Raw genomic sequence first — 24,578 nt, 5'->3', positions numbered from 1 at the left:
CCTTCGGTCAGACATGCCAAATCGAGGACGCCGTGGGCGAGACTGATGAAACGGCCGGGTGACACGACAGCGACCTTCGGGGCCAGGGCGACGGACGCGCATTTAACCAACAGCGGACACCTCACAACGTTTCAAGCCCCGCTGGTCGAGACCTCGACTGAAAATGAACGACCGCGCCGCTTCTCCATCAGGCGTCAGGGCGCGGCCTATCAAACGAGACTGCGGATGGGAGCGACGTTCGCTCGATAGAGCGACGACCCGTTAGCGCCGGAACGCGCCCCCGAAGGAAGTTTCGGTAAGGCCGCGTATCGGGTCACGACATTTACGGGAGGAGAACCCCGGCGAGAACCGCAAGGGCGAGGCCGGTTCACGGCACGCACGGGGATGGATGCCCCGCGCTGGCCGCGAGCGGCGCTGATCAGATTCTCGCGAATGTCGCCCCGCCGATACGATGCAGACAGGAAAGGGCAATACATTCGGCGATGTCAGCTAGGCGAGGTGATCGTAAACGACGGTCGGCTTTCAGCCGGTGTCTGCGAAGACCGCATAGTCTGGCATCGGATCGATGATGCCGTGCGCGGCCATAGGAGCGAGGGTTGTGGACTGGACGATCGCCACGCTGTCTGCTCATCATGCAGCCTCCCCGACCTCGAACGCCTTCGGTTGAAGGCCGTGCAGATAGGCAACGGCGCGTTGCGCATGCGCGGCCGCCGCGAAGATGAAGCGCTTCTCGTTTGACATGACCTCCATCCAGGACGCGAGGTAGCTCGCGTGATCCGGGCGCGGTTCGAGTTCGGGCACGATGCCGAGGTCCGCGCACAGGAAGCAACTCCCGAGTTCGGCGACTTATCTGAACAGTCAACCTGTCTCAGGCGGATTTTTCGGCGGCATTTGTCTGAAAATCCACACGCTTCCGATCGATCTCGACGCGTGAGACAGATTCGAGGGGTGCTCAGAGGCCCTTGCCACTATTCAACCGGCGCAGCAGGACAGCTTGGCGACGTCCCTGTCGAAGGCTAGCGCCGCGAGCTTCAGGCCCTCGACGGTGGTGAGGTACGGAAAGATCGTGTCCGCCAGATCGTCGACGCTGAGCCCCTGCCGGATTGCCAGTGTTGCGGTCTGGATGCTGTCGGCGCCTTCCGGCGCGAGGATGTGCGCGCCAAGCAGCCGGCCGCTGCCGGCGTCGGCGACGAGCTTGATGAGCCCACGTGTGTCGCGGGCGGCAAGCGCACGGGGCACCTGGTCGAGACCGATCGTCGAGACGCGGACCGCATGCCCGGCGGCGCGCGCTGCGGCCTCGATCAGCCCGACGCTCGCCACCTGCGGATCGGTGAACACGATCGCCGGCATGGCGCTGTTGTCATAGCGCAGGCTGTCGCCGTTAAGGGCGTTCTTGGCCGCGAGCTTGGCACCGTAGGCAGCCATGTAGACGAACTGGTCGCGGCCGGTGACGTCGCCGGCGGCATAGATGCCAGCGCGCGTCGTGCGCATGCGGTCATCGACGACGATGCCGCCCTTCGGCGAGATGGCAATCCCGTGCTCGGCAAACCCGAGGCCTTCGATGTTGGGCGTGCGGCCGGTGGAAATCAGCACCTGATCGGCGCCGACAGCAATATCCTCGCCGTCGCGCGTAACGGTCAGTGAAACGCCGCCCTCAGTCTTGCGGATCGTACGGTAGGCGATGCCGGAGACGACAGTGATCCCTTCGTCCTCGAAATACCCCGTCAGCGCCGCGCCGATCTCCGGCTCGGCCTCAGGCAACAGTCGCGAGCGACAGACGAGCGTCACCTTGACGCCGGCACGGGCGAACATCTGGGCGAGTTCCGCGCCGATATAGCCGCCGCCGATGACGAGCAGTGAGGACGGCAGCTTCTCAAGCTCGAGCGCCGACGTGCTGGTCAGATACGGCACGGTCTCGATCCCAGGGATGGCGGGGATTGCCGGCCGCGCGCCGGTAGCGATGATGATTTTGCCGGCCGGAATGCGTGTACCATTCACCTCGACACCGTCGTCGACGAGGCGCGCCGGCCCATCGCGATACGCGATGCCGTTGTAGGCGGGGAGCAGGTCGACATACTTGGCCCGGCGCAGCTCCGAAACCAGCGCGTCCTTCTGACGAACGGTTCCGCGCCAGTCGGCCAGTTCGGCCTCGGCTGTGATGCCGGCAAAACGGGCTGCCACGCGAGCGTTGTGCAGCGTCTCAGCGGCGCGGATGAGGGTCTTCGATGGTACGCAGCCGACATTGACGCAGGTGCCGCCGATGGTACCACTGCCGATCAGCGCGACTTGGGCGCCCTGATCAGCGGCGGTGATCGCGGCAGAGAAGCCGGCCGAGCCGGCGCCAATCACGACGAGGTCGTAGGTGCCACCATTGCGGCCGTTGGCCGGGAAGGGGCGGCTTGCGACCGCCGTGCTCTTCGACGCCGTATCGAGTCCAGCAAGGCTCGGCCCGAACAGAGCGCGGCCAGCCTGCAGTCCTTCCTCGATCGACAGCCGGAAACCCGGCTTGTCGGCAGAACGTTCGTCGCGCCAGAGGGAGAGATGCTCGTCCGAGCAGAAGAAGGCGGTCGTCGCGCAGAGCGAGCTCGCGGCGCAGCCGCCTTCATAGCGGACACTTTGCCACATGACGGCCGTCGACGGCGCGACGGCGGCCAGCGCCCGTCCTCGCTCACGCGTCGTGATCCGGATCGGCGCGCCGCAATGGCGGCATTGCGAGGCGATCGCGACGTCACGACCGGTCATGGCGCCGATGCCGAGCGCGTCGACCGCGCACATGGCGTTGAGAACATGTCCGTCCAGCGTGACCCGATGGCCGGTGTCGCGGTCGGTGAAGGGATAGGCACCGACGATCTGCTCGCCGTCGAGAACGACGAGGTCGCGCCGGCGAAGTTCTGCGAGCAACGGCCAGATGGCCGTCTCGCTCAAACTTGCACGTTCCGCAAGCGCGCCTATAGCCGGGGCCTGCCCGTCTTCGGCGTAGAGCTGGAGCAACGCAACGCGCACGCGGTCCGTGGTGGGATCGTAGCCGCTCCAGCGATTGAGCACGTGGTCGGAGCCGACCATCGCCTGCAAGGCGTCTCGGACCGCCGGCAATGTGACGGCCGACCAGTCCGGAAACGTAACATCGGGCCGCACGGCGAAGCTCGGCAGTGTCGCGGGCTGAGAAACGGCAGGTTTGTCCCGGGAGGAGGATGCACAGCAATCGTTCATGGCTTCAGGCTTCCTTGTGGTTCTTGCTCTCGCCGCAGGCCGCATTCGCCCGGCGGCGGTAGAGGCCCCACGCTATGAGTCCCAGGCTGACGGCCAGCAGTGAAAACGCCATCAGATCCGCGCTGACGAGCCACGCGCCCAGACCGACGAGCGGCAGCAGGACGGCAAGAATGGGTGTCACGCAGCAGATCGCAGCTATTATGCCGCCCGCCACGCCGGTGCGGACCAGGGCAAGGTCGTTCATGTCAACTGCCCTGCCTCGGGTGGGCCGGATAACCGGCATTCATGCTGGCGGCCGCGATGGCATCGGGGTTCGTCTTCGCATCGTCGAAGGTGACAGTCGCGGTCTTCGCCTCGAAGGAGACGGTCACATTCGCGACGCCGGGGACCGCCGCCATCGTGGTCTTCACAATGTAGGGACACGTGGCGCAGGTCATGTTGTCGACGGCGAAGGTGATGGTGCGCTCGCCGGCCCAGGCGGCAGGGGCCAGCATCAGCGAGCCGATCAGGGTGCAAACGCTCAAACTCTTCATAGGGGGAGGCTCTCCTTTCGGTATCAGGCGGAAAGCAGCAGCGGAGCAACGTAGTCGAAGGCGAAGGCAGCAACGACGAGAACCGTTGCCATCCAGAGTCCGATCTGGACGAGGCGGCTGGGGGCGGGGCGTGTGCAGGCTTCGCCGTCGGCGCAGGCTCGCCGTGGCTTCCAGTAGACGAGGTAAAAGCCGTAGCCGAGAACGCCTGTCGTCCCAGCGACGAAGAAGGGCTTGTAGGGGGCAAGTGCCGTCAGATTGCCAATCCAGGCACCGCTGATACCAAGGCTGAACAGGATGAGTGGAATGATGCAGCAGGACGAGGCGCCGATGGCGCCGAGAATACCGCCGACTGCGACCAGGCGCTGCCGCCGGACCTCATTCTGCTCGGGCGTCGTCAGCTTCGCTGCAGTCGGTGCAATGTCTGCTGGTCCATATCGCGATGCATTCATGTCAGGACTCGCTTTCCTTGCCGAATTCCTATCCAGGCGCTAGTGTGCAGTCTGTAGCAACTACAGAGTCAAGAGGGCTTTTTGCGATGGGCGATCACGCCGGGATGAAGGGCATACAGCGGGCCGAGCTCGCCCGGCGGACGGGCTGCAATCTGGAGACGGTGCGCTATTATGAGAAGGTCGGCCTTCTGCCCGAGCCGCCGCGCACGGCGAGCGGCTATCGCAGCTACAACAGCACTCACGAGCGGCGGCTTCGCTTCGTTTTGCGGGCGCGCGAGCTCGGGTTCTCGCTTGACGAAATCCGTGAGCTCCTGCGTCTCGTTGACGAGCGCGACCGGCCCTGTGCCGAAGCACGCGATGTCGCTGCCGTCCACCTTGCCGACGTCCGGGCGAAGATCGCCGACCTAAGGCGCATGGAGCGGGTGCTCGAGGACGTCGTTGCCCAGTGCGGCGACGGCACGCTCCCGGAGTGTCCGCTGATCGAGACACTGTTCCAGGAGCGAACCGTCAACTGATCGAGCAGGGGCGCCTATGCGGCGCCCCGGACCTCGTGCTGGCGATCGCCGACCTGCTGCGCGTGCATCCAGTCGGTGATCTCCTGCGCCTTGCTCGCGGCGGTGAAGATGGCGCGCGAGTCGGAACGCAGCACCTTGAGCCAGGAGGCGATGTAACGGGCGTGGTCGGGTCGCGGCTCGACGCTCAGGTTGAGATCGGCGCAGATCATCGCGCTCAAGAGCTCGACCGTGCATTCCTCCATCGCGTAGGCGGCCGAGCCGAAGCGTCCGGAAAGATCGCGGTCGAGGCGATGCCTGGCGCCGGAAGCGTGGCCGCATTCATGCAGCAACACGGCGTAGTAGGCGACCGCGTCGCGGAAGCAGGCGAACTCCGGCATCTGCACCTGGTCGGTAGACGGGCGGTAGTAGGCCTGCGGTCCGCCGTGGCGGATGTCGATGCCGAGGGCCGCGCAGAACCGTTCGGCCCGCTCGATCCGCTCGACCTCGGGCAGCTCCGGCGTCTCGGGCGGTGTGTAGCCGTCGACCTGCGCGCAGTTGAAGACGGTGTAGCCGCGGGCGAACATCCGCCGGGCGGGCTCGTCGCGATCCTCGTCGCCGTGTTGGGCGTCCGCATCGCCGCGATCGGTGGTCTTCCAGAACACGACCAGATGGCCGCGTTCGCCCTTGCGAACCTGGGCGCCGAGCGCCTGCCATTGGCGGTAGGTGCCCCAAATGCCGGCGGGATAGCCGGCCGCGTGCGCCGCGGCCCAGAGCGAGAGGATGTTGACGCCACGATAGGCCTTGCACGAGGCGACGTTGACCGGCGTGGTGATGGCCGATCCGTCGTGATGCCACGGCATCCGGTAGTCGCCGGCGCCGGCTTCGATGGCGGCGATGATCTGGCTGGTGACACGCTCGTAGATATCAGTCCGGGTCGAGTTGCTGCGATCTGTGGTCATGGGTGCCTCCTTCAGCTCGCCCTCTCCGTCGAGGGCGAGGCGGCAGGGGCAGACGCGGGGGGGCCGGCCCGTCACACCCTGTTCTCGGTGCTGGTGCGGAACAGGGTTGATGGGCTGGCAGCGTCTGCCACACCCGAGCCCCTGCCTCGACGGGCGAGCTTGAAGAGGCACCCATGACCGACGACCGCAAGACCGGTCGACGATAGGCAGTTGCGCGGCTCTCAGCCGGCGCCGTCTCGCGGCGGGCGTCGCAGCGCGACGACCTTGGCCTCGCGCGATCGGTCAAGCTCGTCCTGCAGACCGGCTATCACCGCATCCCGCTCGGCGATCTGCAGCGTCAGCACCTGGATGTGCTGGGCGAGCGTGCGGGCGAGGCCGCGCAGCTCGGCGATCTCGGCGCCGCGCACGGCGCGCAGCTCGGCCTCGAGCGCGCGGATGCGCTCCTTGAGGGCTCTCGGAGTGGCTCGCCGGTGGCGTGCTTCGGCGGCACGGAACTCGGCGAGAACATCGACCGCACGGTTCGCCGTCGCCCGGCTGACTCCGGCCTCGCGCGCCAGGTTGGCGACGGTCAGCGCGCCGTCGGTGCGCTCGGGGCGGCCGTCGAGCAGCCGTGCCATCGCCGCCCGCAGCGCCGCCTCGCTCTTCGGGCCGAGCGCGCTCATGCGGCGCCCTCTATCAGGGGTGCGATGAGCCGGCGTTTGCGTTCGTTGTCGCGCGCGATGGCTTCGCGTTGCAACGGCGACAGGCGCCGGTCGGCAAGCAGCCCTTCGCCCTCGGCGATCGAGGCCTGCCACGGCTCGCGATGCCGGGCGGTCAGACAGGCGTTCGGGCAGCGATCGGGACTGCATCGGGAAAGCGCCGGCGCCGTTCGCTCGGGATCCGCCACGTCCGTGAGGCAGAGGGCGGTCGCCGCATCGAAGAGGCAGTCATTGAGGAAGCCGACATGCAACGTCCGTCCGAGATGGGCGAGCGTGGTGCGCAACCGCTTGCGGTCCATGATCCGGCCGGGAAGATCACCGATCTCGTCGTGGACGCGGGCGAACTCCCGTCGCAATCGCGCCGCACCCGGTCCGGCCGGACCTTCGTCGCGCAGATAGGCCTCGTAATGGGCGACAATGTCGTCGAGCTGGCCGAGCGCGCGCTCGCGCTCGACGGCGAGGCGGAAGTCGGCCCGCGCCGATCCGGCATAACCTTCGAACATGGCGACCGAGGCGTGCTTGTACTGGATCTTGCCGGCGATGGTGCCGAACGGCCGGTTGGCGATGTACCAGGAAATTGTGCGGCGCAGCTGCCGCGTCGTGAACTTCCACGGCTCGTCGCCGGGGCGCGGGATCGCTGGTCCGCCTTCCGAACGCGCGTCCAGGCCGTCGCGGAACAGATTGAGCGTTGCCGTTGCGCCCATGCCGAGGTGATCGGCGCTCCAGGGCCAATCCTTCAGCGTCACCCACAGGGACGAGAGTCCCTTCTCCTTGCGATTGCGCGCCGAGAGCACCTCCATGACTTCCACGGCGCGGGCGACCGGCTCAATGGTGATCCAGTCGGCCGTCACGCCGCGCGGGCCATGGCGCTTGTAGACGGTGCTGCGCACCCGATAGCGTTCGACCAGGCCGTCGCCGCTACGCACCGGCGACACGCAGCCCGGCTGCATCGCCTGCACCTCGCTGTCGCGCATGCCGGTGAGATAGGCGCAGACGATATAGCAGGCGCCCTGCAGCATCCGCTCCTCGCGGGCGAGACTGAGGCCGTCGAAGCGCTCGCGCCATGACAGGCCGGTGTCCGGATCAATGGAGATCGGCGTATCGAGACCGCCAACCTCGGTTCCGAGCTCGGCAGCCATCTCCTCGATCAGTCGCGCGGTCGCCTCGGACTGGCTGACGCGGCCGCTCTCCGGCGCACCGGCGTGCAGCCGCATCAAGTGCAGATTGTAGGGTGGCAGCTCCTGGCCGGTCAGCGGATCGATCCGGCGGGCGGCGTTGGGCGCGCGCTCCCAGATCGGGATACCCCGGCCGGCAGCCCGGCGCGCGTCGAGCCACTTCGCCACGCGGGCCCGATAGGTCCTGGCGACGGCCCGTCCGGTCTGCTGATCCCGCGCCATCAGCCGGGCGCAGCGGGCCTCGAGAGCATCCAGCTCCGCCCGCGCCGCGAGAATGTCGGGTGCATAGATCTCAACATACTTGAGCGCCCAGCGAAGCATGGCGCCGATGACCGGCTCGGGAATGCGCGGCGTGGCGTTCTCGGCAGGCGCCGGCGGCCGGCCGGCGACACGGTGCGCGGCGCGCCCGCGCCACGGCAGAAAGCCGATACCGCCGCCGGTCAGCCACGGCGCCAGGTGGTGCAGGTCAATCGGCACCTCGACATACTTCACCGTCTCGTGGGGCGTTCTCCGGCCGCCGTCGCGGGCATGCACCAGATAGGCGTCGAGCAAAGCCGGATCCACTCGGCCGAGGTCGACGGCGCCGAGCTGCGTCCGAAGGAACGCGGCAAAGTGCTGGATGTAGCGCAGAAGCCGGATCGCCGAGGTCGCGCCGCAGGGCGCACGATATCCCGGCAAGTGGATGCGCAGACGGGCGATTACATACTCTTTCGCCAGACGGCGCGTGACCGGATCGGCGATGCGGGCGAAGTTGAGCCGGTAATTGCTGTAGCGCGCGTTCACCCGGAAGATGGCGGCGCTCAAATCCCAGTGATCGTCACCGAAACGGTGGAGCTGCGCGCGGTCGGCATCGTCCCTGATTGCGACGCCGGCGAGCACGGGCTCGTCGTCACTGTAAATGACCGAGGGCAAAGAAGGTCTGGCTGGAAGTGTGATCGGTGCTGGCATCATGGCGCTCCCGCTTCAGGCGGAAGGTAGATCAGCCTCGGGTCCGCAGCCGCAGCCTGTCGCGCCTCATCAATCTCGGCTTCGCTGAACCGGGGCAGGATCTGATCGGCGATCCGGCCATGAACGCGGCCGAACTTGGTCGTCCAGTCGGCTTCGGTGAGCGCTTGTCTCTGCGTCCTGATAAAGCTGAGGAACGACAGCAGCGCGGGCAGCTTGCGGGCCGTGATCACCGCGTTGCTGCATTCGAGACAGCCCCAAAAGGGCGACGGACAGGCTTCGCCCTCTGGGCCGAACGGGCTCGCGTAGAACCCGCCGCAACTGGCGAGCCAGACATCCTGTTCGCCGCGGAGCAACGCGGTGACAGCGGCGGCGCCGGAAATGGGAAGACCGGTCGCGTGGTCGGGATCGACCCGGACGGCCGCTTCCTCGTCCGGCGACAGCACGCAGGGACGCAGGGCTGCGTCAAGCGCATCGCTCATGGCGTCGGCGATCGTGGCTTCGTGAATATGGCGAAGCGCGGGAATGTCGGCGTAGTGATTGGCCGCAACCGCGGTGCTGTGCCCAACGGCAAAGCGCTCGAGCTGGCCGCCCGTGCGCCGGTACCATGCCGCCTTGTGAGTCTTGCGCAGGCGAGTCAGGTTGAGACGAAGGGGCTGGTCCTGTTCATCGCGGATGTCATGCCGGCGGGTCCATGAAGCCACAGGCTCCTTCATGCCAAGCACGCGCGGGATCAAGCGGCCCCAGGCGTAGTGGACCCAGAGCGTATCGGCGCCGAGCCGGTCTCGCGCCGGGCCGGTCCACTGCAGCACCTTGCGGATCAGACCGCCCGGAGTCGAGGAACCGCCGTCGCGCACGCGCAGCCGCTTCCACTCAGCGCCGCGCGCCCGCCGCTTACAATACTCAATCTCGACATAGCCACCCGCCGGATTCTTCAGGCAATCTGCCCGCAGGTCCTTGATCGCTTCGATCTCGAGCCCCGTGTCGAGCGAGACAAGGACTATGAGCGACACGAGGTCGGCGGCGAGCAGGTGCCGGCGGCCATGCAGATCGTGGATCAGGCGATCGTTCGGCAAGCCGCTCTCACGGCGGAGTGTGTAGAGCCGCTTGAAGAGAGGATGCCTGTGCCCAATGACGCCTTCCGCATCGATCGCCGCCATGGCCGCTTCGTGTGCCGCCGCGAGCGCGCTGCTTCGAAAGGCGTCCTCGACCGTCGGCATTCGATCTGCGTCAGCGAAGCGACGGATGATGGCGGCCAGATCGGTGCGTGCCGCGGTCCGCAACGCCTTCGCGATATCGTCGCCATAGGCATCACGCGGCCGGGCGCGCACGCCCGGCCGGTCGCTCGTGTACATCAAGCGCCGCGAGGCATCGGGCGGCAGGCGGCCGGGCTCGGCGGCTTCGGCGAGCCGCAGCAAGTTGAGCACCTTGCTCATCCGGCGCAGCCGGTGATTGGGATGCAGGCCGCTCTCCTCCATCCAGGCGTCGAAGCCGTCGATGCAGGCGGCGCTCACGTCGGACAATCTGACGACGTGGGGACTAACGGCGTCGAGATACCGCCAGAACGTCTTAAGCGCATTGGCATAGGCGGAAGCGGTCGAGATCGAGCCGGCCGGACCGCCGACCTGGCAGGCGCGCCAGAGAGCACCGGCAAAACTCCGGGCCAACGCCCTGCGGCCGCTGAGCATCGTCAGGTCGATTGTCTTGCTACGGTCCGCAAGCGTGACGGAGAAGCGCAGCGACGCGATCGCAGCGACGGCTTCACCCTCGGGGTCGGGCAAGGCTTCGGGAAACAGTGCACGGCGGCCCGGCCACCGCTTTAAGGCAGTCATCGCGGCAATCATGCGGCATCTCCAGCCGTATCTTCTGCCCAGCGATCCGCGGCCGCCTCGACCAGCTCCTGCGCCTCGGCAAGGCTGTCGAGATAGATGTAGGTGCTGGTCACGCTGGCGTGCCCCAGCAGGTGCTGCAGCTTCTGCAGCGGATCGCAGAGAATCCGCCGGTAGGCCGCGCCGTGCCGGTCCTGCGGATCGAACACCGAGCCGATCTGCTCGCGGATCAGCATGGAGAGCATGTTGCCGGCGAAGGTATGCCGCAAGGTATGCGGCGTCACGTCGATCTCGATGCCGAAGCGACGACAGCGGACGCAGGCCCGGCGGAAGGCAGCTTCCCAGGTGGCCGGCGGGACAGGCTGGCCGCATTCGGTCAGCCAGAGCACGGCATGCTGCGCCGTAGCGGGTGCACCGATCAGCACGCGCCGGCGCTCGCGTGGCGTCAGGCGGTCGACCCGAACACGCTTGCCTGCGTCATCTCTTACCTTCCTGTCCACCGGCATTAGCCAGAGCGGATCGGACAGCGCCGGTTCGGACCGGGAGGCGGAAATCGTGCGCTCGAAGTCGATGTAGTCGGCGATCATCCTCAGCACCCTGCGGGGAATAGGGATGCGCCGTGGCCGTCCGCCCTTGGCGATCGGACCGGCAAGATCGAACGGCGCTGAGCGCGATCCAGCCTCGGTCAGGCGCGGAAGCTCCGTCAGGAGCAGGCTGCCGGCCTCGGTCAGCCGCAAACCGGTCGTGACGAGAAGCTCGGCGAAGAGGGCGTTCCGCTCCCCATTGCGGCCACGCCACGCAGGATCCTCGGAACCGTCCGGCAGACGTCCTCTCAGCCCGACGTCGCGAAAAAGCAGGTAGCGGCCGAGGTCAATGTATCGGGTATCGTGCCGACGCGCTGCGCGCTCACGTGCCCGGTTCGTCGTGACGGCCACCATGGCGCGCCTACCCGACGCCCGCCGTAGCGCGACGCCGTAGCCGAAGGGCGAGGTCGTGATGATCTCCTCTTCAACGGCCCAGCGATAAAGCTTGTCAAGCGCGGCAACGCAACGGTTCCAGCTCGACGCCGAAATGCGGTATGCGGCGTCCGACAGGCGCCGTGCCCGATGAAACGCCAACACGTCATGGCGGTCGGCCTGCCAGACCGTCTTGCCGCCGCGGCGTTCGTGGAGGAAGCGTGCCCAAACAAGAATATCGCGTGCGTAGGAGCGCCACGTGTTCGGCGATCGCGCCCCCATAGCGGGACAGGCGCGGAAGAACCGGTTGAGATCAAGATCGTAGCTGCCGTCATCCATCAGGATGAAGGGCATGTCATCGATCAGCCCGGCGCGCTCGGCCGTGTCAAGCGCGCCGGGCGCAGTGTTCACTGCGAAACCATCTATGGAAAGCGGGCGCGAAACAGCGCCAAGGTCGGTAAAATATAACTGCACGCACGATACCTGAACGGAGCGCCTTCGGCGCAACTCTTTTGTTTGGAANAATATAACTGCACGCACGATACCTGAACGGAGCGCCTTCGGCGCAACTCTTTTGTTTGGAATGCGAGGGGTTCCCCTCGCGCTCTCCCGTTCGCCACGTGGCAGGGGTGCAGGACTTTGCCTGCACCCCATGAACAAGCTTGTGGAGTCGCCGCCGCGTCAAGCGTTGTCCTCGCTTACGCTGCGGGAACGCTTGACTCGGACGTCTGAAGAGCCTCATCGGAACCGCCGATGATGCCTCCCCATGCCTGATTCTGAGACAGGATCACAGTGTCAGGATAACGCGATCAGTTCCTCGCGCGCGCGCTCGCTACGGTCCTTGCCGTAGCGGCTGAGGTCGCGGTTGACACGGTGGGAAGGAGCGGTCCAGTGAACGGTTTCATGCGCTCGGACGGCGACATACGACTCCGCGTCGCGAAAACTTTTGAGCGGTGGCATCTGGATGTGATCGGAGGAGGGCGCATAGAACGCCATTATGCCGCCATGTCGGACGACAGCGCCGGTGTTAGCGAAGAACGCGTCGGCGTGCGCGTTGCGCTCGATCGGCGTCGAGACCGTCGCCGGCCGACCGTAATAGTGCTCAGGCAGGCCATCGATCTGATCGACGCAGAAGACGGTATAGGCCTTGAGGAACGGGACATCGCGCTCGACCTCATCGCCATTGCCGTCCGTCTCGGTCTTTGTGAACCGACTGGCGTAAACCACAACGCTGCCCGTCTCGCCTTTGCGGACGTGGCCGCCCAGTTCGGCCGCCTGTTTGAAGGTCATCCATGTCGGCGAGGTGAAGCCGCGCGCGACCGCCTCGGACCACAACAGGATGACGTTCACACCGCTATAGGGTTGGCCGTTGTAGCGGAGCGGCCGAGTGATGCGGCCAGCGGTATCGGCGACCGTCCAGGGCTGCGTCCATGGACGAACGCCGCGCTCGAGATCGGCGACAATGCGATCGGTGATGCGCGCGTAGATGTCCGCGCGAGATTTTTCCTCTTTTCGGCTCATGATCATGACCTCCGTTGGAGGCCGCGCCCATCGCGGCCCCGTCACGGGGTCCGCCCGCGCAGGACTGGGAGGTCCGCGCACCCGGATCGGTGCGGATCGCAGAACCAGGATTTTGTTGGGAGGGCCGCAAGGCAGTGGAGGACGGCGGAGCCGTTGCGGGGACAAACCAGCCGAAGCAGGACCATCACCCGGGACGGGGCCGCGATGGGTGTCGGCTGGCCTTCTCTTTTCTATTGGTTTTCAGATTGCAGCGCCGCCGCCGCGCGTGACATGCGAAAAGGCCGGCCCGCGAGGACCGGCCTTTTCGTCGGGAGTGAAAAGGGCGGGGCCATGCCCCGCCCGAATGGCTAGCTGAAGGACTCCATCTGAAGTTTGGCAGCCTTGCGACCGACGGTCTCGCCGGCGTGCTCGATCTGCCGTTCGAACGGCTTCCAGGTTTCGCCAACGATCTGCTCGTAGGCGGTGACCGCCCCCTCGGCCGCCATGCGGAGCGCGTGGGCCTGGAGGGCCATGTCGGCTGCGAATTCTCGTTTGCGCTGCGCGGCACTGTCGAAACCAACGGGACCGTCGAGATCTTCGTCGCGGCTGTCGTTGGCAAGCTTGGCGGTCGCGTCACGCGCTTCGGTCACTGCGCGGGAGTAGAACTGGCCGGCGCCGTGGGCCGATCCGACATAGGCGCCGACGATGCGCTGCAGGTGGATTTGCATGGCGCGCTCGCTCAAGCCGTCTTTCAGCGCTTGGGCGGTCTCAATGATGAGCCGTTCGTGGAGGTCACAGATGCCGTCGCTGTCGAGGGTAGCAAGGCCGAAGCTCTCGGAGATGCGGTTGGCCTGCGCGGCGTCGGGACAGGCGAGCCGGACCATCTCGAGCGTGGTGCCGCGGCGGAGCGGAACGACGGCAGCAGATGAGCGAGGAGAACGGGCGGTCTTTGACATGGTGAGGTCCTTTCTCGGTTTCGCCGGGAGAGGCGATCGGCCCGTGCCGGCGCCCCCTCGGGTGCGGTCGCGAAGAACCGGCGCAAGCGGACCGCTTCAAGGGGCGTGGACCGTCAAGGCGAGCATGGTCGGGTTGCGGACAAGCGGGGCCGCAGGCCCTGCGCAGGACGCGGCCTGGCCATGACGAGACGGCGGGCGACGATCGACTGCGACTTGCCCTTGAAGCGGGCCGTCGACGGTTCAGACCGCAGCAAACCCGAGGGGGCGCCGGCACGGGTTGACGCCAAAAAGGATGAAGGCCGAGATGACATGCATCCATGACCAGCCCGGTTTACTGGCGTTCGTCGTGCTCTTCCTCTACCTGCCGCGGCGCGCGAGGTGTCCACCTGCACGCCATCTTCGCAGGCTCTGCTCCGGGAACGCCGGTGGCAGTACGCGGAGAGCGGAGAGTCGGAGCTCAAGGGTCACTCGGAGAGCCTGGCTTGCGCTGCAGAAGCGCTGGCCGATGAGCCCGCAAAAATCGTCATGGTGCAGGCTGTTGCCTCCCGGTCTCCGAGCGCAAGCTCGATCCCGTGGCGCCGCCGGAACGCCGCAATCGCGCTCTCTTGCCGCATGAGCTTGCGAATCAACGCGTCGATCTCGGCGCGCCGCGTGAGGGCGAGCGCCGCGATGTTTTCGCGGAAAGCCCGTTCGTCCGCGCGTGTCCATCTAGAGGTGCGACGGCCGGACCGCCGGCGCTTGGTGCAGGACGTGATCGTCATGCGCTCGGCGCGAGCTTCGATCTGCCGTTCAATGATGCCGAGATGACGGCTTGTCTCGAGAAGTGCATTTTCCATGCGTAGGAGTAAGGCCGATTGAGGCGTGAGCGACATCAGAATGCCCTCCATGGCCAGTGGGGAAACGCTATCCTGTCGGGTGCATACTCGTCGAGGAGCGGGACCCGCACGATCGACCACGGAATGTCGTCGCCGACTATCGCCCAGTCGATCAACGCCAAACGTTTCCTAGCGTATATGCGCATCTCGTCCATGAGGACGCCCTGCGGGTGCTCGTGCGCCTCAACGAAGAGGTAACCGGTGATGAATTGAGGGTTCATGGACGCCTCCTGACTTTTGAGGGCGACGGAAGGGATGTGTCAGGCGCACGCGCCGACAACCGGACCGCGCGCTTCCAGGCGTCGGCGCCCGTGAAATGACGTCGTAGGCGCGGGTGCCAGACAACGAGGGGCGGCATGCCGCGGTCTTGATCCGTTGCCGCACACCATCCGAAGGCGAGGGCGATGAGTTGCCAGGGCATGTGGCACCTCACCGATTCCAGCCAATGATGCTCGACGGACCGGCGTAGAGACGGTGGCGAGCCTCATCGATTACGAAGCCGAAGCGACCGACGTGATATTCGTCGGACGGGACGAGGTAGCGGCGCTGCTCGGGGGCGGCGCGATCGCCGCCCAGCGTGGCGACGCATTCGGTCATGTCGGCGTACCGGTCGCACCGGATCGCCGAAATCACGATCCAGTCGGATGCGTGATCGCGTTCAAAGGCGCGACGATCCTTCTCGTGAGATTCACCGGGCTTGAGGCGCTTTCCGTGGATCGCTTCCCAAGCGTCCGGGTGCCAATCGCGGATGGTCCGATCCGCGCAGCGCCGCTCATAGTCAGTGAATAGCTCCGGAAAGCCCTGCGCCACGGCCGCCCAGGCGCAATCTTCCTCATACCAGCCGCCGGGCGTGCGAAGGCCGGGATGGACCGTCGCGTTATGACCGGCATCGAGATGGAAGCCGCCATGGCTTGCCGTCGAATAACAGATGACTCCGTCGGCATAGATGGTGGCATGCTGGGAAGTGCCCCATGGAGTCGACGCGCGCGAGGAAACTTCGCGTCGCGCCAAGGCGGTGCGCTGGCGCTCGTGCTCGGCGTTTTCCGCAACACGCGCTCGGAAAGCGGTCTCGTCTTCGACATCACCGCCGTGACCGTAGAAGTCCGAGCGCTTCCATTCCTCCTTCGGGCCGCGCAGACGCCAGGCCGACGCCAGGAAGAACCGGCCATCCGAGCAGGGCAACAAGGCAAACGCACTGTCGCCGACATCGGCCACGAGCAGGCCTTCATGGGTGCGTGCGAACGTGACCCCCGCCGGAGCACGAGTTTGGTTGTTCGTCGCAGTGGAATCGGAGAACGTGCTCATGCAGCCCTCCCTTCGATCGCAGCCGCAGCGACCTCGTCCGTCGTGACGTCTTCCAGCACGGCGCCGGGATAGCGGTGCGCCGCGAGCCATGCTTCCGCCGCGGTGCGGTCGGCGGCGAGATGGAGCAGCTCGGCCGCCTCGCCCTCGCGGTCGAGAACACGAACCGAGCCAGGGTTCGGAGGTTCGGTCACGATGAACTTGAGGGCGCAGTTGACCGAGAAGGTCTTGTAGACCCTGAGAACGACGACGCCGGCGCTGCCGAAATCGCCCTGATGCAGCGTGATGCCGGCGGGTAGAAAACAGCTCGGCATATCGCGAGACGGAGTTTTCTTGACCAGTCTGCCGCCGCTGTTGTTGTTTTCCCATGCGGCAAGCTTGCGCTTGAACCGTGCGGGTGGCTTCGGCGCGCCGTCTGAATAGCGAATGATCGAGCCGAGCGGGGCAGAACCGTAGATGTGTTGTGCGGACATGATGTCCTCCTGTGGGCTTTGCGAACGAAAGCCGCCGACTCGGGGGAGCCGGCGGCGGGGATTGATCGGATGGAAGGTGAGGTGCGGGTCGTTATTCCGCCGCTTCGGCGTATCCGTCCGCCGGCTGCACGTCCTCGGCCTCGTCGGACTCGTTGAACGCGTCAGCTCCGGACTCCTCGTCGTCTTCGGCGCGGCCGTGTTTGTCGGCCCAAGCGGCGACCTTGTCGGGCGCGGGAGCGAATAACGCGGCCGGATGCAGGAACCGGGTCTCGGCGTAGTGCCGAACGAGCGCCGCGCGCGTGTCCTTGACCCGTTGGGCGGGAAGGACCGCGGTGTCCTTACACGCAGCCTCGATTGCGGTGCGTGACAGGCACGACAGAAAGTCGTCCGTAGCCATGTTCGGCAAGAACGTATCTGCGCCGATAGCGTCACCTGCGATGTGCGCCGCGACGCCGCTGTCCGAGCGATTCTCCCGGCACGACAGCACGTCGATCAGGGTCGCACGCGCGACCTGTTGCAGGGTGTCGCGATCGAAGGCGAGTTTGCCGTCCTCCCCGATCAGTCGCGCGGCGTGTCGGCTAATTTGCGCATAGCCGTCGGCGTTGCCGGACGCGATGGAGACGTTCTGGCCGGCGAACGCCAGCACGAGCAACCCGAGGAGCGTGTCATCCTCGATCGGCGCCCGGGCGAGGGCTTCATGAAGGGCGTCGGTGCGCAGGTCACCAATCATCTCCATGCCCTTGCGCGTCACGTCGGGCCGCGCCTTCGCCGTGGTTTCGATGTCGTCGGCTGCGGCCTCTTCTGTCTCGCCGGCTTTGCCCTTCGCCTTCTTCACCTGCGGCATGCGATAAGCGACGGACTGAATCTGGCCGTCGCGATCGAGATACCAGCCGGTGCAGTCGGACTTCCCCGGCTTGCCCCAGACGCGCTCGGCCTTGGCCGGCAACTTGGGCTGGCCCCACTCGTTCACCTCGATCACCGTGCCGCGCTTCGGCAGATGATTGGTCATCCACTCGTTCTGCGCGCCGAGGAAGGCCTCTACGGCGGTCGTGTAGCGGCTGTCCTCATCGGCCGGCGCGAACAGGTCCTCGACCCATGTGATGCCATAGGCCGTGGCAAGCTCGTCATCGAAGCTGGCGTGGCGGGCATACATGCGCGTTTTGGTGAGCGCGCGGGCGACGTCGTTCCAGGAGACCTGCGGATCTGCCTTCCGCGGCTTGTATTTCTTCCAGACCTCACTCTGTTCGTCGATCGACGCCGCGGCGACAACGCGGAGCTGCGGCTCGCCGGGCATGTCGCCCTTCGCCATCTGGTCAAGCATCGCCGGCAGCACGTTGGCGAGCAGTCTTAACTTGCGGACCTGGCGCACGGGCAACGCGAGCGCCAGCGCGATCGACTCTTCGGTCCAACCGAGCGCCACCAGACGCTCGATCGAACGCCAGAGGTCGACGGGGTTGAGCGGTTCGCGCGCGACGTTTTCGACGAGGGCGCGCATCGCGTCATGATCCGCGTCGGAGTCCGCGACGAGAACACGGATTTCGGCGAGCTCGGCGGCGATCGCCTGCGCGACGCGGCGATGCCCGAAGTGAATCACGTAGCCGTTGCCACCATCGCGCGCGGGCAAAATCACCGGCGGCTGCACGATGCCTACGGCTTTGATCGATGCCAGCAGCAATGCATCGGCCTGCGGCGAAGATTTCGAGCGGCGCATCTGATCGGGATTCTCCTTCAGCGCGCGCGGATCGACCATCATCAGTTCCATGGGATGCTCTCCATTTTCAGGGGTTGCGGACCACCCGTTCGGGGTCCTCTCGTCTTCTTTTCGAAGACATCCCCTCGGCCCGCAGGGCGGGCGGAGCGGCGCAACTGCCGCCGAGCATCCCTGCCCGGCAGGCGCGAGCGGGGCGCGAAGCGCCTTGCGAGCGCGCCGCGGCCGGGATCGCGAGACGGTCGGTTGAGCGCCAGCGGCGCCGCTCCGACCGTTCTGCGAGCAGGTTTTCCTGCTCACGCAGCTCTTCGGTTTTCTTCGCCCTTCAACTGCACCGCTTCTTCACCGCTGGCGGCGAGGTTCGCCTCAACCTCCGCAAGCTGCGCGCGCTTGAGATCGAGTTCGGCAGCGAAGGCGAAGGCTTCGCCAACCCGTGCGCGATAGGAGGCGAGGCGCCGCTCGGCTTCGGCAAGACGCCGACGATGGTTCTCCTGTTCAACCTCGAAATTCGTCAGCGGGTGCTCAAGCCGAGCGACCGCGCCGAGCGGCGTCACGGTCATCGGGAGCTCGATCTCGAACTGCGCGCCAGTTCGCTGCAGCATGGTCACGTAGTGATAGCCGTCTCGGCCGATACGCTCGCCCTCGAACGTGACGTCGAAGCCGCCGATCGAGGCGATCACCACGTCGTCTTCGTGCTGAAGCTGGACGAGGGTGAGAATCTCCTGCATCAAGGCGCGACCAGCGAGCTTGCGCTCGTCGAAGCGCGTCCCTTTGACGGCCATCGTGAAGGACTCGCCACCAGTCGGAACGAGACGGGCGATATCCTCAGCAATCTTGCCGATCCGGCGCGTCGACAGCTCGATCTCGCGCTCAGCGTCGCGAATTTGCCGCCGGATCGCATGCTGATCGTCGATATGCGCCGCATGCAGGCGTTCGAGGCGCGCGATCTCGGCCTCAAGCCCCGCCTTCTGCATGAGGCGTGGATCGCCGGACGCGATCGCCTTGGCCATGGCAAACTGGTTGGCCTGGCCTTCGCCCAGGTCCTCGAGGCGGCGCACGCTCGTATCGCCTGATAGCGCGGCGGCGATGAAACGGGCCTTGCGCTCATTGTTCTGCCACATGGTGGCATCGAGGCTGCCGAGCGTAGCATAGGCGAGGATTTCGACCTCGTCATGCTGGTTGCCCTGGCGCACGATACGGCCCTCGCGCTGTTCAATCTGCGAGGGGAGCCACGGCACGTCGAGATGGTGGAGCGCCTTGAGGCGGAGCTGAACGTTGACGCCGGTGCCCATCGTATCGCTCGATCCAAGAAGGATGCGGACCTTGCCGGCATTGAAATCGTTGAAGAGCCGCTGCTTGGCCTCGGACTTCCTATGGTCCTGCATGTACGCGATCTCGGAAGGTGGCACACCGAGACGCACGAGTTCATCGCGAATCCAGCGGTACGCAGAAAAGCCGCGGCTGGCCTCGACGCCGAGGGTGCCGAGATCGGAGAAAATGAGCTGGCCGGCGCCGGGCTTGTCGTAGGCCTTGCCGTCCTTCCGCAGATAGGTCGCATTGCTGGTCTCTTGCCAGACGCGAAAAGCATTGGCGATGAGGGCGTTGAGCTTGTTGCCCTCTTCGTTCTCCTGTCCGGTATCGACGAGGCGCAGGTCGATCGCGGCGTGGCGGCCGTCGGTAATCACCGATAAAAGGATGTCGTCACCCGGCTCCGGCGCCCGGTCCCGTTCCTCGATGGCCTTGATGCGTTCGTCGAGGAGGCGTTGATAGGCCTTGAAGGCGGCCGTCGGCTCGGCCGTGACAATCTGCCGTTTGCCACCGGCGACCACGGGCACCCTGACGTAGCCTTTCAGATCGTCGGGCAACACGACATCCGCGAAGGAGCGGAACATCGCGATCAGTTCGGGGACGTTGACGAACTGCGCGAAGCGCGTGACGGGGCGGTATTTGCCGGAGGGCTGCAATTCAAGCTCGGTCGAGGTGTCGCCGAAGGTCGAGGCCCAGGCGTCGAATTCGTGCAGGCCGCGCTCCGCGAGGGCGGCGTGATCCATGAGCCGCTGCAGGGTGAACATTTCGCCGAGCGTGTTGGTGATCGGGGTGCCCGAGGCCAAGACCAGTGCCCGCCCTGGATTCTTCACATCGAGGAAGCGGGACTTCACATAGAGGTCCCAGGCGCGTTGCGAACCGTTCGGATCGACGCCGCGCAAGCTGGTCATGTTGGTGGCGAAGGACAGCTTCCTGAACTCCTGCGCCTCATCGACGATAATCTGGTCGATTCCGATTTCGGCGATCGTCAACAAATCGTCCTTGCGTGAGGCCAGCGATTCGAGACGTTCCTGATGACCCTCCTTCATCCGCTCGATGCGCTTGCGCGAGAGGCGGTCCTGGCTGTCGACCTTGCCGAGGAGCTCTTCATAGGCCTCCAACTCGTCCTGGATCATCTGCGCCTCAAAGGCGGATGGGACGGGAATGAACTTGAAGGCGCTGTGGGTGATGACGATCGCGTCCCAGCTCGCCGTGGCGGCGCGGCTGAGGAAGCGATGGCGCTTCTCCTTCACGAAATTGGTTTCATCCGCGACGAGGATGCGGGCGTTCGGATACAGAGCGAGAAATTCCCGCGCCGCCTGCGCCAGGCAGTGGCCGGGTACGACGAGCATCGCCTTGTTGACGAGGCCGAGCCGTCGCTGCTCCATGATCGCGGCCGCGATCGACAGCGTCTTGCCGGCGCCGACGGCGTGGGCGACGTAGGTGCTTCCGGAAGCGATGATCCGCCAGATCGCCCGCTTCTGGTGCCCATATAGAGAAAAGGCGCCTGAGGCGCCCGGGAGCTGCAGATGATCCCCGTTGAAATGTCGGGGCACGATGTTGTTGAAAGTGTCGTTGTAGAGCCGGGCCAACCGATCGGTTCGGTCCGGATCGGACCAGATCCAGGACTGAAACACGGATTTGATCCTGGCGAGCTTGTCTTTCGCCGCCTCCGTCTCGACGCTGTTGAGCACGCGCCGCTCACTGTCGCCGTCCTTGATGGTGTCGAAGATCTGCGGGATCGACGAGTTGAGCGCGTCTGACAGAAGAAGTCCGGCGTGGCGACGATGGGTGCCCCAGTCGGTGGTGCCGGCGGCGCTCCATTCGAGCTGGCGCGCATTCACGGTCCAGCATGCGAGCTCGGGCATATGGTGGATGGTGATGTCGGCATCCATCGTCTCCTTCACGAAGGCAATGATGTCGGCGGCCGGGATCCACGGGGCGCCGAGCCGCGCCGTGATGTCGGATGGACGAAGGTCGGCCGGCTGGACGCGGCTGAGCGCCTCGACGTTACGCGCATAGGCCGGGTCGAGGGCCGCGGCGGCTTCCGCTGTGGCGAGCTTCGAGCGGACCGCACCGGAGAGATAGCCGTCGGCGGTGTGCCACGCGCCGGTCGCGGGATCGCGGAAGATGGCGTCGCCGAGTTCACCGATCACGTCGTCGACGCCGCGGTGCAAAAGCTCCGCGATGTGATCGGGATCGACCGTGCCCCGCTCGTTCAGCACGACGGCGAGCGCATCGGCGGCAGAGGCGATGACAGGCGCCGGTGGCGGCGCAATCACGCGCTCGGTGAAGATCGGCCCGGGTCTCGCCGTGTTCGTCTCGAGGTCATAGTCTTCGATCGAGGCGACGAGCCAGCAATCCGGGTCATCCGCGAACGGCGCCAGATTGGGCCGGCGGTGCGTCTCGCGCACTTCACCGGTCTCTTCGTCTTCCAGGGACGATACGACCGTGGTGTTGATCGGCCCGAAGTCGCGGACGAAAGAGCTCCAGGCGATGCGCAACCGGACCTGCGCCTGCTTCCACGGCTGGTCAGTCTCCTGGCACTTAAGGATCTCGCGAACGGCGTCGCGGATCGGGATCAGCTTGCGAATGATCCGCGCGTGCTTGGCGAAGACGCCGTCGGCATTCCTGCCCTTCTTCACAGGAATGATGACGGCTGTGCCGTCGACCATCTGCATCAAGGCCATGTTCCTGCCGACGAAATAACTGCCTTCGCGGATGCCGACGCCGGCAGCGGTTGCGACAACCGTCGCCGTCCCGTTAGCATCGAAGCCGGTCGTCTCCGGAGCGCCATCGTAGATGCCGTTCGGAAGATGGAGGATGGTGGCGGTAAGCGCGTCTTCGAGCACGACGGCCGGGAGCGGCACGCAAGTGTACGTCTCACCGTAGGGGCCAGACCCGAGCGCATGCTCACCGAGCACCATCTTCGGATGTTCCGCGAAATAGCGATTCACCCGGATAGCGCCCTCGTGCTCCGTTGCGGGATGGATTTCGGCGAGCTCGAGCCAGGTATCGTCACCGGGAGCATCGCCATCGCGGCGCTTCCGGAAGAAGAGGATGTCGACGCCAACGTCGGTGCCGGCGTCGGCGCGGAAACATCCCTCGGGAAGTCGGATCGCGCCGACAAGATCGGCGCTGCCGGCGATGTGCTCACGCGCGGACGCGTCCGCTTTGTCCATCGTGCCATGCGAGGTCACGAAAGCGGCGAGACCTCCAGGCTTCAGCCGGTCGATCGCCTTGACGATGAAATAATCGTGCAGCCGAAGGCTGAGGGACCGGAATGCCCGGTCGCTGCGCACCGTGCGATCGGAAAACGGCGGATTGCCGATCGCGAGATCAAAGTGCTGGGGGAGTTCGGTCCGTGCGAAGTCCTGGTTGATGATGTTGGCGCGAGGGTGCAGCAAGGCTGCGATGCGCGCGGTGACCGGATCGAGCTCGACGCCGGTGAGATGGCAAGCCCCGCGCAGCTTCTCCGGCATCAGCGCCGAAAACAGGCCCGTGCCGATACCGGGCTCGAGCACACGTCCGCCACGAAAGCCGAGCCGCGTCACGCCAGCCCAGACCGCGCGCACGATGTATTCGGGCGTGAAATGCGCGTACTGGGTGCAGCGGGCAAGCGAGGCGTAGTCCCCTGCGCCGACCGCCGACTCCAGCGCCGCGCCAATCTCCTCCCAGCCGTCGCGGAAATCATCGTCGCCTGGGCGCCTGAAAACGCCATTGGCGAGTTCGGATGCGCCGAACCCCGTGAAGCGAATGAGCTGCGCCTGTTCGTCGGCGGTGGCGGGACGCTGATCGCCTTCGATCACGGCCGCAAGGCGGATGGCGGAGAGATTGTCGCGCGCCCGATCGCGCCAGGATCTGGCAAGGCCGCGCGTTCCAGCGAGGTAGAACGTCTCACCCCCAGCCCGGCTGGTTGGTCGATCAAAGGGCGGTTCTCCACGCGCGACCGCCGGAGGGTGCGGCGGATCACCGTCGTCGCCGTCCGTTTCAAAGGTGGATGGAAAGGCCGTGACGCCGAGGCCGAGCCCCGAAGAGAGCGACGTGTTGCCGAAGAGATCAAGCGTAAACGGATCGTGTTGCGCCATGAGAGGCTCCTGTCGAACGGGCGCACGCGAACGTCCCGCCGGCAGCAGGCCCGGCAGGCGACGCGATTGCGTGAAGGGGAGGGGTGAAGGATTGGCTCTGAGCGGACGTCAGAGCCGGAACGCGCAGACGAGATGTTGATGCCTGGCATGGCAGGCCAGCATTTCGCAATAAAAGCGCTTGCGCGCCTGCTTCAGCGCCGGATCATGGCGGTATTGTTTTGCGATCCGCGATCGCGCGGCGCGCACGACGACACGCCAAGAGGCATGAACGTAGACGCCGAGGCGGGAATAGGTCGCTTCCATGGACGGACTCCCTCTCGTTCACGCTGCGACCGGCTGTGGCAAATGACGCAGTTGCACGGGGAGCTTGGCGGATACTTCGTCGTCCGAGAGGTCGTCGAGCAGTTTTAGAACGGTGCCGCGACCATCGCCATAGACCAGAATGGTCCGCTTGCCGCGTATGGCGGCAGGCCAGCGCTCGCCCGCATAGCCGCGATAATCGTCATGCGTGCTCGACCAGATGTGCTCAAGCCGCTCTTCGCGGGTCATGGCGCCCACCGGCCGGGTCTCGCGGTCGATGATGGCGGCCTTCATGCGATCGGGCGAGCCACGATCGGAAAGGTCGCAATAACCGTGAAACCACCGGGTGCGGCCATCGATTGAGAGCGCGAAGAAGACGCTGGTGACGCTGCCGGTCATGTATTCGCTGAGCGCGAACATATCGCCGCGCATGAACAGCGGCGGCAGGATATCGAGCATATAATCGTAGTCGCACTCAGCGATCTCGAACCACTCGCCGGCGAACAGATCGCCAGCATCGCTGTCGGCCACGGCGGGTGCGCCGCGATGACGGTTGAACATATGGTGCATCTCGCAGCGCGACGCGACGCCTTCGAAAATCTTGCGGATTGCGGATGAGGTGTGCATGGGCGGCTCCTGGCCTGTTGCGGCTGAAGCGCGAGCGATCCGCCTGATCTCCTCATCACTTCAGTCCTTCGTCCACCTCTCCGGCGGCCGCCTCTCCGGCCGACGGGTCAAGGGCCGCGGAACGCGGGCGAAGCTTCACCCTTGACGCGCCGGCCGGGCATGCGGCAGCGGGTTTTTTTGTCCTTTCTCCCATTCT

At 65.8% G+C, this 24,578-nt stretch carries 19 protein-coding genes and 2 pseudogenes; 1 reads left to right on the top strand and 20 read right to left on the bottom strand.

The window, feature by feature from the left end; all coding sequences use genetic code 11:
- Positions 1–630: 630 nt before the first annotated feature.
- The 5 genes and pseudogenes from HL671_RS29245 to HL671_RS29225 form a co-directional block, all read right to left on the bottom strand.
- A pseudogene (locus tag HL671_RS29245) lies at positions 631–846 on the bottom strand (zincin-like metallopeptidase domain-containing protein); the annotation flags it as partial.
- A gap of 126 nt (positions 847–972) precedes the next feature.
- Positions 973–3,210 carry a bifunctional organomercurial lyase/mercury(II) reductase MerBA gene (gene merBA / locus HL671_RS29240; protein WP_089172868.1) on the bottom strand — a complete coding sequence of 746 codons (2,238 nt, stop codon included), beginning with the start codon at positions 3,208–3,210 and terminating at the stop codon, positions 973–975.
- 4 nt (positions 3,211–3,214) lie between these two features.
- Positions 3,215–3,454 (bottom strand): mercury resistance system transport protein MerF, encoded by a 240-nt coding sequence (gene merF, locus HL671_RS29235; protein WP_089172867.1) that lies wholly within the window; start codon positions 3,452–3,454, stop codon positions 3,215–3,217.
- Position 3,455: 1 nt separating this feature from the next.
- Complete coding sequence (locus HL671_RS29230) at positions 3,456–3,743, bottom strand: heavy-metal-associated domain-containing protein (RefSeq protein WP_089172866.1); 288 nt, start codon at positions 3,741–3,743, stop codon at positions 3,456–3,458.
- Positions 3,744–3,766: 23 nt separating this feature from the next.
- Positions 3,767–4,192, bottom strand: coding sequence for a mercuric transporter MerT family protein (locus tag HL671_RS29225; protein ID WP_089172952.1), 426 nt, complete (start codon positions 4,190–4,192; stop codon positions 3,767–3,769).
- 86 nt (positions 4,193–4,278) lie between these two features.
- Here HL671_RS29225 and HL671_RS29220 point away from each other — a divergent pair, with 86 nt between their 5' ends.
- Entirely contained in the window at positions 4,279–4,707 is a 429-nt protein-coding gene (locus tag HL671_RS29220; RefSeq protein ID WP_089172865.1) for a MerR family transcriptional regulator, read from the top strand.
- Between the two features lie 14 nt (positions 4,708–4,721).
- Here HL671_RS29220 and HL671_RS29215 read toward each other — a convergent pair whose 3' ends face one another.
- From HL671_RS29215 to HL671_RS29145, 15 genes and pseudogenes are all read right to left on the bottom strand, one after another.
- On the bottom strand, positions 4,722–5,645 hold the full coding sequence (locus HL671_RS29215) for an ArdC family protein (protein WP_089172864.1): 924 nt from the start codon (positions 5,643–5,645) through the stop codon (positions 4,722–4,724).
- A 221-nt stretch (positions 5,646–5,866) separates the two neighbouring features.
- On the bottom strand, positions 5,867–6,307 hold the full coding sequence (locus tag HL671_RS29210; protein WP_089172863.1) for a hypothetical protein: 441 nt from the start codon (positions 6,305–6,307) through the stop codon (positions 5,867–5,869).
- Positions 6,304–8,466: a hypothetical protein gene (locus HL671_RS29205; protein WP_246705995.1), complete on the bottom strand. Its 2,163-nt coding sequence runs from the start codon at positions 8,464–8,466 to the stop codon at positions 6,304–6,306. Before HL671_RS29205 ends, HL671_RS29210 begins: the two co-directional genes overlap by 4 nt.
- On the bottom strand, positions 8,466–10,307 hold the full coding sequence (locus tag HL671_RS29200) for a hypothetical protein (protein ID WP_172241057.1): 1,842 nt from the start codon (positions 10,305–10,307) through the stop codon (positions 8,466–8,468). The genes HL671_RS29205 and HL671_RS29200 overlap by 1 nt, the downstream gene beginning before the upstream one ends.
- The gene (locus HL671_RS29195) at positions 10,304–11,659 is read right to left on the bottom strand and encodes a tyrosine-type recombinase/integrase (RefSeq protein WP_254985791.1); all 1,356 of its coding nucleotides are present in this window, start codon (positions 11,657–11,659) and stop codon (positions 10,304–10,306) included. Before HL671_RS29195 ends, HL671_RS29200 begins: the two co-directional genes overlap by 4 nt.
- A 393-nt stretch (positions 11,660–12,052) precedes the next feature.
- Positions 12,053–12,769 (bottom strand): annotated as a pseudogene (locus HL671_RS29190) (ArdC family protein); the annotation flags it as partial.
- Between the two features lie 347 nt (positions 12,770–13,116).
- Positions 13,117–13,704 carry a hypothetical protein gene (locus HL671_RS29185; protein ID WP_172241051.1) on the bottom strand — a complete coding sequence of 196 codons (588 nt, stop codon included), beginning with the start codon at positions 13,702–13,704 and terminating at the stop codon, positions 13,117–13,119.
- Between the two features lie 464 nt (positions 13,705–14,168).
- Positions 14,169–14,576 carry a hypothetical protein gene (locus HL671_RS29180; RefSeq protein ID WP_246705993.1) on the bottom strand — a complete coding sequence of 136 codons (408 nt, stop codon included), beginning with the start codon at positions 14,574–14,576 and terminating at the stop codon, positions 14,169–14,171.
- Positions 14,576–14,800 (bottom strand): hypothetical protein, encoded by a 225-nt coding sequence (locus HL671_RS29175; RefSeq protein WP_172241048.1) that lies wholly within the window; start codon positions 14,798–14,800, stop codon positions 14,576–14,578. The genes HL671_RS29180 and HL671_RS29175 overlap by 1 nt, the downstream gene beginning before the upstream one ends.
- Positions 14,801–15,008: 208 nt before the next feature.
- The gene (locus HL671_RS29170) at positions 15,009–15,884 is read right to left on the bottom strand and encodes a DUF7007 domain-containing protein (RefSeq protein WP_172241045.1); all 876 of its coding nucleotides are present in this window, start codon (positions 15,882–15,884) and stop codon (positions 15,009–15,011) included.
- Positions 15,881–16,354 carry a hypothetical protein gene (locus HL671_RS29165; protein WP_172241042.1) on the bottom strand — a complete coding sequence of 158 codons (474 nt, stop codon included), beginning with the start codon at positions 16,352–16,354 and terminating at the stop codon, positions 15,881–15,883. Before HL671_RS29165 ends, HL671_RS29170 begins: the two co-directional genes overlap by 4 nt.
- Before the next feature lie 91 nt (positions 16,355–16,445).
- On the bottom strand, positions 16,446–18,116 hold the full coding sequence (locus HL671_RS29160) for a ParB/RepB/Spo0J family partition protein (RefSeq protein WP_172241039.1): 1,671 nt from the start codon (positions 18,114–18,116) through the stop codon (positions 16,446–16,448).
- Positions 18,117–18,358: 242 nt separating this feature from the next.
- Positions 18,359–23,455 (bottom strand): helicase-related protein, encoded by a 5,097-nt coding sequence (locus HL671_RS29155; protein WP_172241036.1) that lies wholly within the window; start codon positions 23,453–23,455, stop codon positions 18,359–18,361.
- Between the two features lie 108 nt (positions 23,456–23,563).
- Positions 23,564–23,758: a hypothetical protein gene (locus HL671_RS29150; RefSeq protein WP_172241033.1), complete on the bottom strand. Its 195-nt coding sequence runs from the start codon at positions 23,756–23,758 to the stop codon at positions 23,564–23,566.
- Positions 23,759–23,776: 18 nt separating this feature from the next.
- On the bottom strand, positions 23,777–24,382 hold the full coding sequence (locus HL671_RS29145; protein WP_172241030.1) for a DUF1419 domain-containing protein: 606 nt from the start codon (positions 24,380–24,382) through the stop codon (positions 23,777–23,779).
- Between the last annotated feature and the right edge of the window lie 196 nt (positions 24,383–24,578).

The sequence above is a fragment of the Bradyrhizobium denitrificans genome (assembly GCF_013179005.1).
In the GTDB taxonomy this organism is placed as follows: Bacteria; Pseudomonadota; Alphaproteobacteria; order Rhizobiales; family Xanthobacteraceae; genus Bradyrhizobium; species Bradyrhizobium denitrificans.
The sequence above is the reverse complement of the archived record's forward strand: the minus strand, read 5'-3'. Positions and strand labels throughout refer to the sequence as shown.

Excerpts from the sequence above, each read along its gene's own strand:
- merBA (WP_089172868.1), bottom strand. The coding sequence starts at position 3,210 with ATGAACGATTGCTGTGCATCCTCCTCCCGGGACAAACCTGCCGTTTCT.
- merF (WP_089172867.1), bottom strand. The coding sequence starts at position 3,454 with ATGAACGACCTTGCCCTGGTCCGCACCGGCGTGGCGGGCGGCATAATA.
- HL671_RS29230 (WP_089172866.1), bottom strand. The coding sequence starts at position 3,743 with ATGAAGAGTTTGAGCGTTTGCACCCTGATCGGCTCGCTGATGCTGGCC.
- HL671_RS29225 (WP_089172952.1), bottom strand. The coding sequence starts at position 4,192 with ATGAATGCATCGCGATATGGACCAGCAGACATTGCACCGACTGCAGCG.
- HL671_RS29220 (WP_089172865.1), top strand. The coding sequence starts at position 4,279 with ATGGGCGATCACGCCGGGATGAAGGGCATACAGCGGGCCGAGCTCGCC.
- HL671_RS29215 (WP_089172864.1), bottom strand. The coding sequence starts at position 5,645 with ATGACCACAGATCGCAGCAACTCGACCCGGACTGATATCTACGAGCGT.
- HL671_RS29210 (WP_089172863.1), bottom strand. The coding sequence starts at position 6,307 with ATGAGCGCGCTCGGCCCGAAGAGCGAGGCGGCGCTGCGGGCGGCGATG.
- HL671_RS29205 (WP_246705995.1), bottom strand. The coding sequence starts at position 8,466 with ATGCCAGCACCGATCACACTTCCAGCCAGACCTTCTTTGCCCTCGGTC.
- HL671_RS29200 (WP_172241057.1), bottom strand. The coding sequence starts at position 10,307 with ATGATTGCCGCGATGACTGCCTTAAAGCGGTGGCCGGGCCGCCGTGCA.
- HL671_RS29185 (WP_172241051.1), bottom strand. The coding sequence starts at position 13,704 with ATGTCAAAGACCGCCCGTTCTCCTCGCTCATCTGCTGCCGTCGTTCCG.
- HL671_RS29180 (WP_246705993.1), bottom strand. The coding sequence starts at position 14,576 with ATGTCGCTCACGCCTCAATCGGCCTTACTCCTACGCATGGAAAATGCA.
- HL671_RS29175 (WP_172241048.1), bottom strand. The coding sequence starts at position 14,800 with ATGAACCCTCAATTCATCACCGGTTACCTCTTCGTTGAGGCGCACGAG.
- HL671_RS29170 (WP_172241045.1), bottom strand. The coding sequence starts at position 15,884 with ATGAGCACGTTCTCCGATTCCACTGCGACGAACAACCAAACTCGTGCT.
- HL671_RS29165 (WP_172241042.1), bottom strand. The coding sequence starts at position 16,354 with ATGTCCGCACAACACATCTACGGTTCTGCCCCGCTCGGCTCGATCATT.
- HL671_RS29160 (WP_172241039.1), bottom strand. The coding sequence starts at position 18,116 with ATGGAACTGATGATGGTCGATCCGCGCGCGCTGAAGGAGAATCCCGAT.
- HL671_RS29155 (WP_172241036.1), bottom strand. The coding sequence starts at position 23,455 with ATGGCGCAACACGATCCGTTTACGCTTGATCTCTTCGGCAACACGTCG.
- HL671_RS29150 (WP_172241033.1), bottom strand. The coding sequence starts at position 23,758 with ATGGAAGCGACCTATTCCCGCCTCGGCGTCTACGTTCATGCCTCTTGG.
- HL671_RS29145 (WP_172241030.1), bottom strand. The coding sequence starts at position 24,382 with ATGCACACCTCATCCGCAATCCGCAAGATTTTCGAAGGCGTCGCGTCG.